Here is an 8,639-nt window from a genome sequence, read left to right as displayed (position 1 = left end):
ACCGAGGCGTGGCGTTCGCGGTGGCGACCGTCTTCGGGGTGCGCGTTCTGGCCACCCTGCTCTTCGGCGCGGTCCTGCTCCCGCGCCTCCAGTGTTCCGCAGCTGGCCAGCACGCACACCCCATCACTCATCAGCAGGAGGAATCCGTGCCGTACGACCACGACGACGACCCGGAGAACATCGTCCAGACCCGGAAGCGGCAGGCCGGTCAGCTGGACTACATCAACTCGTACTACCGACTGCCCGAGCGGTTCGGTGTCCGCGCCGCGATCGGCGGGCGGGTCCGTCACATCGACGGGGAGGGCGAGATCGTCGACACCGCCGGGCAGTACCTGCGCCTGCTCCTGGACGGCGCCACCGAGCCTGTCATCCGCCACGCCACCGCGAACATCGCCTACTGGTCGCCGACGGCGGGATGGGTGCAGGCCACCCGGCTCCCCGACCCGTACGCCACGGCCGACGCACCGCACGGCACGGGAGCCTCGAGGTGACCGCGCCCACCGGCACGAAGGCCCGCCGCCCGCACTTCCCGTCCTGGCGGGACGTCCCGTCCGGGATCTACGCGACCGCCGCCCAGCTCAAGAGCATGGATCTCCCGCGTCAGCCGGGCCCGGCCGCGGCGACGGTCGACGGCCGGGACGGGATCGGCCGCAGCACGACGATCACCTTGTACCGGATCGACCAGTCGGCGCCGACCGCGTCGACGGCCGCTCAGCTGGAGGCCGCTCGGGCCCGGTTGGAGAATTCGGTGCGGGCGAGGGTGTGCGTGGACTGCGGTGCCCGCCCCGACCGCGCCCCGATCGCGACGGAGTCGTACGGCGCGCTGTGCCCGGCCTGCTGGCACATCCGCGGCCTGCGCCACCGCCAGGAAGAAGCCGCCCGCGAACGCGCGGGAGCCGTCCGTACGGCCCGCAGCCTGCTGCGTATCCCGCAGAACCGCCCGCTGGCCGTGCTGCACGTCGACTACACCGAGCGCGGCCACACCCCGGCGGGCACCCGGCGCAGCCCGTCGGCGGGCAAGGTCACCGTCCTCGGCGCGAACGGACTGGTGATCGCCGAACCGCTGCTGCGCCTGGTCTCCACCCGGGCCAAGGGCATCCCGCCGGGCGCCGGCGACCCGGTCTCGGGCTCGGAGGTCCTGGCCGCGATCCTGTCCCAGCTCACCGTGCTGATCTGGCGCTACCGCGACCTGGACGACCTGGCGGCCGGGCTGCGCTCGCAGGGCGCCACCTGGTTCCTGCCGGCCGACGGGCACGTCCACGAGATGGCCCTGCTGGCCAGCGCGTGGCGCGGCGAGGTCACCACGGAAGGCGATCGGCCGATGGCCGTCGCACCCGGCCGGGCCGACCGGATGCTCTACCTCCTTCAGCAGATCGCCGACACCGAGCAGGCGCCGGCCATGCCGATCGGAGCACCCTCGTGATACGCGCAACGGTTCCCGCGTCGGCCGGTTTCGGCGTCGCAGAACTCCAGCTCGACATCGACGACGCGGAACACGAACGGCGTCAGGCTGCTGGTCTGGGGGTTGCCACCGGGTACGGCTTCGGCGGCCTGGACGTTCTGATGGCGCTGCCCCACGGCCTGCCCGTCCCGCTGGAGTCCCTCTCCGACCGGCAGCGTGACTACGTCCGCGGGGCGCCGGCCGGGATCTGCACGGTCACCGACGGCCTGGTTGTCCGGCACGTCGTTCGTCCGTGCCAGGTTCAGCTGGCCACCGTACGGTCGGTGAGCGCCTCCCAGCTGGCCATGGACGCCGTACAGAAGTTCATAGAGTTCTGCGCGCGCCGGGTGATCATCACCCGTGCTCCCACCGTCAACTACCCGGAGAAGCTGCTGGAGTTCGGCGTCTACGGCATCGGCGTCTGCCTCCAGCACCCCGACGGCCAGCTGGAGACGCTGGTGGAACCGCGGCCGTGGCGCACGAAGCACTCGCCCACCGGCTGGTGGTTCGCGGAGACCGCCTACGGCCAGTTCCTCAACCAGCAGTCATCCCCGCACGCCCCCACGCTGTCGCCAGCACCCTGATCCGGCAGAAGGGATCTGTCCCATGCCCGCATCCACGGCCACCCGGCACGCGTACCGTGACGGTACGACCTGCCGGGAGGACCAGATGAGCGCGCAGCCCGACCACGCACCCGTCACCCCGTACGCCCCCGCGCCCGGAGCTCCGGCCGAACTGCTTGCGCAGCTGCGCGCCGACCGGCGTGCGGACCGGTGGGTGCCGGCCTTCGAGCAGGAGTGGGCAGCCGCGCTGGAAGAGTCGCGCCGGACGTTCTCCCTCGCCGGGCTGTACGAAGTCGTCCAGGTCTGGCAGGCCCGCGTTGCTTCCGCCCCGGCGGTCGACGCGTTCCTCGCCTCCGGCCGTGACGAGACCGGGTTCGTCGACCTTGATGAGATCCGGAGCAGGCGCCGGTGAGCGGTCAGCCGTACGCGGTCCGGTTGTCGCCGCCCGCCGCGAAAGTGCTTGCCGTACTGCCCGAGCACGCGGAGCAGATGGTCTGGGACGTCCTGGACTCCGCGGCCGGGAACCCGTGGGGCTTCCCGCAGTGGGACGCCGGCGACCTCGAGGGCGAGGACGTGCGCATCGCGTCCGTCGGCCAGCTGTCCGTCATCTACTTCGCGAACCGCGCCCTGCGGCACCTGTCCATCCTGGACATCGTCTGGCTGGGATAGCCGCCAGGTGACAACGCCCCGCCCCTGACATTCCAGTTTGCCGTGGGCGGGGCGTTCCAGCGTCGCAAGGTCAGTGGGAGCAGTGCGTGCAGGCGGTGCCGGCGAACGCATGGTCCGCTGCGGCGACGTCGCGGCCGGTGAGATGGGCGGCCGCGTCCAGCGAGGCGGACAGAGGCAGGCGCGTGGCGGTCGTGAACTGGTAGGGCGTGTCCGTGGTGATGTACCGGTCGGCCGACGCTGCATGCCTTCCGGGGTCCTTCCGGTAGAGGCTGTCTGCGCGACTGGTGCGGCGCCACCTCGCTTCGACGTCGCCCCATCGCTTCTCTGCATCCGCTGCGCTCATACGGAGTGCTTCTGCGATGACTTCCCAGCTGGTGCCACGAACCCGCTCGGCGATCACCGAGGCCGTCAGGAACACCGTCTCCACCGAACCCACGATGCGCGCCGCCTGACGCACGTAGTCGCCCGCCTGCGCCAGGTCCTCACTCACCATCTGCGCGAACTTGCCGAAGTCCGCCGCGCGGTATTCACCCCACGACACCAACTCGATTCTGGCGATGTCCGACTCCGTGAAGCTGTCGGCCGGCAACTCCTGCGGGTCCACCTGGACGGTAACCGTCTCGCTACTCATGGTGAGGATCGTAGGGGCGCGCCGACGCTCTCAGCCTCATGTCACCTGTGAGCCTCACAGCCCATTTCCCCAGGCGAACGGGGTCAGCTGTGAGGTTGTGAGGCTGTGAGAGACGCGTGACACAGCCGGATTCAACCGCCGTGTTCACCCTGCCGTCCCTGTCACCAAAGACGCCGCGCCGCCCCTCGTACGGGTGAATCCATCGCCCGCGGCTCCCCTCGTTCCCTCTTGCGGGTGACGGGATGTCAGTGCCGCTCCCTACCGTCCAAACCGTGACAACCCCGAAGCGCCGTCACGGCGCTCGCTGCCCAAGGCGGTGTTCATGAGCCTGACTTCAGGTATCCACTGTCCGCGCACCCCGCTGCGCCGTTTCCTCGACCGGGAACTGTCGGCCGGCGCCACCCCGTTGCGCAAGAACTACCGGGCCCGGCACCACGACGACCAGCTCGTGCTGCCCGGCCCGGGCGTCGGCACGGAGGCCGGCACCGTCGGCACCGCGATCGACTACCGGCTGCGCCTGGCCTTCACCGCAGTCAAGCCCGTCGACCCGGTCGCGATCCTCGGCATGGTGCACCTCAGCACCGGCGACGCCGGCCAGAGGATGCGCGCCGTGGGCAAGGAACTCGCCGACCGGCTCAAGGAGACCGTGCTGCGCCTGGAGCTCGACAACCGCGGCCTGCCCGTGGACCGGGACCAGGACGAAGAGGAGGACCTGGCCCGCCTGTTGATCGCCGCGGCCTGGTACCAGGTCAACTACCGCACCCCGATCGGGTTCGCCTACACCCCGCTGGCCATCACCGCCCGCGAGGATCCGGGCGCCTTCACCCTCGAACGGCTTCTCCAGCTGCCGCACCGCGACATGGTGGCCGACGTCGTCGCCCAGCTCTACAAAGCCGCCGACGGCCCCCTGAAGGCCCTGCGCGACCGTTCGCGGCCCGAGGACTGCACGCCCGGCCCCACGTTCTCCACCCACCACCTCACCGCGGACGCCGACCTCGCCGTCGACGGACTGCTGCTCGACTTCAAGAGCACCCGCGCCACCCGCACCATCCGGCAGGCCGAAGCGTGGCAGCTGGCCGGCTACCTGCTGCTCGATGCCCAGGACCGCTACCGGATCGACACCGTCAGCCTGTACCTGACGCGCTCCGGCACCTTCGCCAGCTGGCCGGTAGAGGAGTACCTCGAGCTGCTCGGGGCCTGCCGCCGTGAGCTCACCGTCTTTCGCGCCGCGTTCACCGAACTCATCGAGGGCTGCACCTCCGACGACGTACCGCAGGGAGCAGAGGAGGAAGACCGGGTTCGCAGGCTGCTGCAGCGCCTGGCGCCCGTCGCCGATCCGGGCCACTGCAAGGTCTGCACCCAACGCTGCCCCGACTCCGGGCGACGGCTCCGGGAGTTCTGCTCACCCTGGTGCCGCGCTCGCGCCCAGGTCCTCCAACGCCGCGGACTGCTGCCCGGTGGCCCGGTGCCACTGCTCCCCGCCCCGCGCAAGGAGCGTCAGGACCTCCCCGACGACGCGGAAATTGTGAGCCTCACAGCCCGAGTCCCCAGGTAAACGAGGGGACTGTGAGGGGTGTGAGCTGTGAGGGCAGCCGTCGGCGAAGGCCTGCGGCTGCTGCACAGTGCTGCTCCTGGCCGCGCTGCACGGCGGCGTTGCGCAACGGGATACAGCAGCCGCTGCTTCGTGGTCGGGTGGGCTGCTGCTCGTGGTGGTGGTTGGAGTGGTGCCCAGACGGCACACGGGTGCTGCACGGGTCGCGGGCCGGGCCCCCGCCGGTGCAGCGCCCGGTTGCAGCGTCTGCTGCTCGGAGCTGCTGCACGGCCGGGCTGATGCGGCGTCACACCCGCTGCATGGCTGCAACCTGCTGCACGCGTCGCGCTGCATGCGGCAGCCGGCGCTGCACCGGGGGCACGGTCCGCGTTGTTCCGGTCGTTCCGTGCTTCCGCACGCCTGGTCCGGCCCGCCGGAGCGGAGGACGATGGAGGCATGGGCGAGCACGACCAGGACCAGGACGACGTCGCCGAACCGGCGCAGCCGCCGCTGAGCGCAGAGCAGGCCCGGGAGGTGACGGCCGGGCTGCGCGAGGCGATGGACGACGTCCGGCGCTCCGTGGCGGTGCTCGCCGCCCGGGTCCGTGACGCGCACGCCGCGAAGGTGTGGATTCCTCTGGGCTTCGCCTCGTGGGAGGCATACTGCGGTGCGGAGTTCGGCATCAGCCGTGCGCAGGCGTACCGGCTCCTGGGCGTAGCCCGCGCCCTGTCCGCGATCCACGGCGCCGTCAAGATCGGCACCGAGGCGTCTCGCACGCGAGACACCGGCACGGCCGCCGGGGCCGCGCTCGACTACGGCCTGTCCCAGCGCGCCCTGATCGCCGTCGCTGGCCGTGCGGACGTCGTCGCGGAGCTGATCAGCCGCCGACTCACCGCCCTCGCCCACAGCGGCCTCGCGGCCCTCGATGAGCCGACGGTGCGGGCGGTGGTCCGCCAGGCCGTCCGCGATGTCCGTACCGCCCCGCCTCCGCCGCCCGCCGCTCCGTCGGCGGATCCCCTTGTCGCCGTAGGGCGCCAGCTCACCGACGACCTCTTTGCCAGCACGTACGCGATCGGCGAGCTGATGCTCGAAGTCGCGCCGCCCTACCTGTCCGACACCGAGGCGGCGACCGGCGTCCTGGCGCTGCTGTGCGAGCAGATCGGCGAGCCCGTCGAACACGGACTCGCCGCCCGCCGCTACGCGATGTCCGGGGACCGCCGCGCCCTGCACGGCAGGGCCTTGTAGCCGCGGTTCCTGTAAGGCACACAGCCTGTTTTGCCTGGTGGGCGGGGTTCACTGTGAGGGTGTGAGGTGTGAGGCGCAGGCCTGCGGCGGCGGGATGCCACTGCTCCTAGTCGTGATGTTCGGCGAGTGGGCTGGTCTTCGTGGCGGTGCTGTTCGTGGTCCTGGTGGTGGGTCTCGGGTGGCTGGTGTGGGGGTCAGCCGATGTGGCGCAGCATTTGCCTGGGCAGGGCTCCTGCTGCTCACCGTGCCACGGGCCCGGCAGCACCAGGTACACCGGTTCGTTCCGAAGAACCAGAACGGCGCCGCACCATGAGAGTGCAGCGCCGTGACGTCCGGCAGGGGCGGCCAGGATCAGGAGACGGCCTTGAGGGCCTGGCGGCGCTTGGCGTCTTCCCGGCGCCGGCGCTTCTCGGCGAGCTGGTCCTGGTAGGCGGTGACCGCGTGACGGTAGCGGTCGACGAAGCCGGGAGAGTTCAGCCGCTCGCCCTTCGGCATCGCCTTCACGGCCGCGATGGCGTCCTCGGGAGAAAGGTAGGCCGCGAGCATCGGGTTGAGCTGGTAGACACCGGCCCGCTGCTTCTTCACCAGCTGCGCCAGATCGAGGTCGCGCAGAGCGGCGTTGACCGCGGCCCGGCTCAGCCCGAGCATCTGGGCAATGGTGATCTGGTCGATCTCGATACGACCGCCGGCCTCGCTGTGGGCCCGCAGCTTCAGCAGCACCCGGTACGCCGCGGGCAGCAGGTCCAGGTCGGCTACGACGCCCTCCGCGTTGACTGCGGCGAAATGCAGACCGCTCACTGCTGTGCCCCCTTCTCCTTGCGCGCCGCCCGTTCCTGACGCCGCTCAGCACGCATTTTCGCGCGTTCCTCACGCAGCCGCTCAATCTCCTGGCGCATCTTCTCCAGCGAGGGGAAGCGCACCAGGTCGGGCAGGCTCTCGTCGGCTCGGATCTTCGCGATCGTGTCGTGCTGCTCAACCTTCCGGTACTCAGCCTCCACCGTCTCGGTGCCCGGGATGAACTCAGCCACCCGATAGGAGTACGGCGGGTTGAACTGGTACACCCCACGCTTCACCCGAAAGACGATCCCGTGCGACGTGACCTCGCCCAACGCCTCGTTGACCTTGGTACGGGCCACGTCCAGGACGTGCGCCATCTCGTCCTGGGTCAGGTGGATCCGGCCCCCCGCCCGCTGGCAGGCGATCATCAGCAGGATCAGCCGCAGCGGCAGCGCCTCGCGGAAGAACTGGCTGATGACAAGGAAGAACTCCAGGCTGTCCATGGAGAACGCGTTTGGCTGGTCCGGCGGCCCGTAGAACTCCAGCGGCTTGCGGTGGCTGTCCAGCGTGAGCTTCCGGCCCGGGTACTGCCGCGCGACGTCGTCAAGGTCCTTGACGGGCCGTAGCGGCCGATCCCAGGCATCAGCCGGATCCTCCAGAGGCAGGCTCGGCTGCGGCGCCTCACGGGCGCTCGTACGGCGACGCTGCGGCTCACTCGGCACGAGGCTGCTCTCCCACGCTCTTGATCTTCGGACTCTCGGCAGTATGTCACCTCCGCTTGACACTCATGTCGCTTCGACACGACATGCCGCGCAAGTTGTGTCCCCCCAGGGGGGACAGATCTCCCCCCTGCCCGCACCACGGAACTCTCCCCAGACACAACGGTCCCCGGATGTCGCCTCCAGTTGACACGGCAACGCGGAACGTGTCGCCTCCAGTTGACTTTGAAGGCCCGATGTGCCCCCTCAGTCGGGACACATCGGCGGCGATACGTCCCACCAGTCGGTGCATATCGCGTCATCTGCAACGCCGTGACCTGCACGTTCTTGATCTGGGTAGGTATAAGTGGTTGAGGTCCACCGGCGCGCACCCGCCGGACCCCGTCGCGGCTGAGGCGGCTTCGCGTGCGGGCCCGTGGGCCCGCGCAGACCGTAGGCGGCACCAACGGCTCTGAGTCTCGGGCGGCTGAGGCCGTGACGGAAAAGCAGCAGCAATAGGCGGGGCTGATGTCAGTTGGGGTTCCGCCGCCCGGCCCGGGGGGCCGTTCGGCTTCGGTACCTCCGCACGCTGAATTTCGGCACCCCATATCGGGGCTTCCTTTCTTGGGCTGAGCAATTCCAGGCGGCGCAATTCTGGATTCAACCGGTAGTTTTTGGGAGGGGCGGGGGTAGTGCAGCTAAGACCCAGAAACTACACAGGCAGCAGCCGTGATGCATCACCGACGCCGCTCGTTCGCTCTCTAGGGTGATGCCTCACGTTAACTTGCCCCACCATGACGCTTTGACGTGTATGCTGACGGAATATTGGCGAACAGGTCGGAGTGAGTTGGGATGCCGGGAGGGGTTCGGGTGGAGCGTAAGCGGAGCCCGTCACTGCGGTGGGGCCGGCACCTATCGGACCGATGGTCCGTCACATCGGTTGCGGGGGTGGTGGCCTGGAACCCCAGGGGCTACACAGTCCCGCGCGTGATGCACTTCCCCTTGCTGCCAGCCCTGGCACCCGCGCTTGCGCGGGTGCCCTCAATTCGCGCTTGCGCGAATTGACATCCCGTCGGAATTCCGT

Annotated in this window: 10 protein-coding genes; 7 read left to right on the top strand and 3 right to left on the bottom strand. The window is 69.9% G+C overall.

Translation table 11 applies throughout. The annotated features are described in order from the left end of the window. The 5 genes from ABZ896_RS50635 to ABZ896_RS50615 form a co-directional block, all read left to right on the top strand. Positions 1-491: hypothetical protein (locus tag ABZ896_RS50635; RefSeq protein ID WP_360945600.1), on the top strand; the 491-nt coding region annotated here is incomplete at its 5' end. Beyond that, on the top strand, positions 488-1,423 hold the full coding sequence (locus ABZ896_RS50630; RefSeq protein WP_360945597.1) for a hypothetical protein: 936 nt from the start codon (positions 488-490) through the stop codon (positions 1,421-1,423). The genes ABZ896_RS50635 and ABZ896_RS50630, both read left to right, overlap by 4 nt. Next, positions 1,420-2,025, top strand: a complete 606-nt coding sequence (locus ABZ896_RS50625) for a hypothetical protein (protein WP_360945594.1) — start codon at positions 1,420-1,422, stop codon at positions 2,023-2,025. Before ABZ896_RS50630 ends, ABZ896_RS50625 begins: the two co-directional genes overlap by 4 nt. Before the next feature lie 85 nt (positions 2,026-2,110). Then, a complete protein-coding gene (locus ABZ896_RS50620; protein WP_360945603.1) occupies positions 2,111-2,416 on the top strand; it encodes a DUF6247 family protein in 306 nt (101 codons plus the stop codon). After that, positions 2,413-2,673: a hypothetical protein gene (locus ABZ896_RS50615; protein WP_360945591.1), complete on the top strand. Its 261-nt coding sequence runs from the start codon at positions 2,413-2,415 to the stop codon at positions 2,671-2,673. Before ABZ896_RS50620 ends, ABZ896_RS50615 begins: the two co-directional genes overlap by 4 nt. 70 nt (positions 2,674-2,743) lie before the next feature. On the opposite strand, the gene ABZ896_RS50610 is transcribed toward ABZ896_RS50615, so the two are convergent. Continuing rightward, the gene (locus ABZ896_RS50610) at positions 2,744-3,304 is read right to left on the bottom strand and encodes a hypothetical protein (protein ID WP_360945588.1); all 561 of its coding nucleotides are present in this window, start codon (positions 3,302-3,304) and stop codon (positions 2,744-2,746) included. Between the two features lie 322 nt (positions 3,305-3,626). Here ABZ896_RS50610 and ABZ896_RS50605 point away from each other — a divergent pair, with 322 nt between their 5' ends. Further along, complete coding sequence (locus tag ABZ896_RS50605) at positions 3,627-4,859, top strand: hypothetical protein (protein WP_360945585.1); 1,233 nt, start codon at positions 3,627-3,629, stop codon at positions 4,857-4,859. A 432-nt stretch (positions 4,860-5,291) separates the two neighbouring features. Further along, the gene (locus tag ABZ896_RS50600; protein ID WP_360945582.1) at positions 5,292-6,080 is read left to right on the top strand and encodes a hypothetical protein; all 789 of its coding nucleotides are present in this window, start codon (positions 5,292-5,294) and stop codon (positions 6,078-6,080) included. Between the two features lie 351 nt (positions 6,081-6,431). On the opposite strand, the gene ABZ896_RS50595 is transcribed toward ABZ896_RS50600, so the two are convergent. Beyond that, positions 6,432-6,878, bottom strand: coding sequence for a helix-turn-helix domain-containing protein (locus ABZ896_RS50595; RefSeq protein WP_360945579.1), 447 nt, complete (start codon positions 6,876-6,878; stop codon positions 6,432-6,434). After that, a complete protein-coding gene (locus ABZ896_RS50590) occupies positions 6,875-7,579 on the bottom strand; it encodes a hypothetical protein (protein ID WP_360945576.1) in 705 nt (234 codons plus the stop codon). The genes ABZ896_RS50595 and ABZ896_RS50590 overlap by 4 nt, the downstream gene beginning before the upstream one ends. Positions 7,580-8,639: the final 1,060 nt, after the last annotated feature.

Source organism: Streptomyces sp. NPDC047072 (assembly GCF_040643855.1).
Classification (GTDB): Bacteria; Actinomycetota; Actinomycetes; order Streptomycetales; family Streptomycetaceae; genus Streptomyces.
Note: the sequence above shows the minus strand (reverse complement) of the source record. Positions and strands in the feature narration are given on the sequence as shown.

Bases quoted from the DNA above. Each gene is read 5' to 3' on its own strand.
- ABZ896_RS50620 (WP_360945603.1), top strand. From the start codon at position 2,111: ATGAGCGCGCAGCCCGACCACGCACCCGTCACCCCGTACGCCCCCGCG.
- ABZ896_RS50610 (WP_360945588.1), bottom strand. From the start codon at position 3,304: ATGAGTAGCGAGACGGTTACCGTCCAGGTGGACCCGCAGGAGTTGCCG.
- ABZ896_RS50605 (WP_360945585.1), top strand. From the start codon at position 3,627: ATGAGCCTGACTTCAGGTATCCACTGTCCGCGCACCCCGCTGCGCCGT.
- ABZ896_RS50600 (WP_360945582.1), top strand. From the start codon at position 5,292: ATGGGCGAGCACGACCAGGACCAGGACGACGTCGCCGAACCGGCGCAG.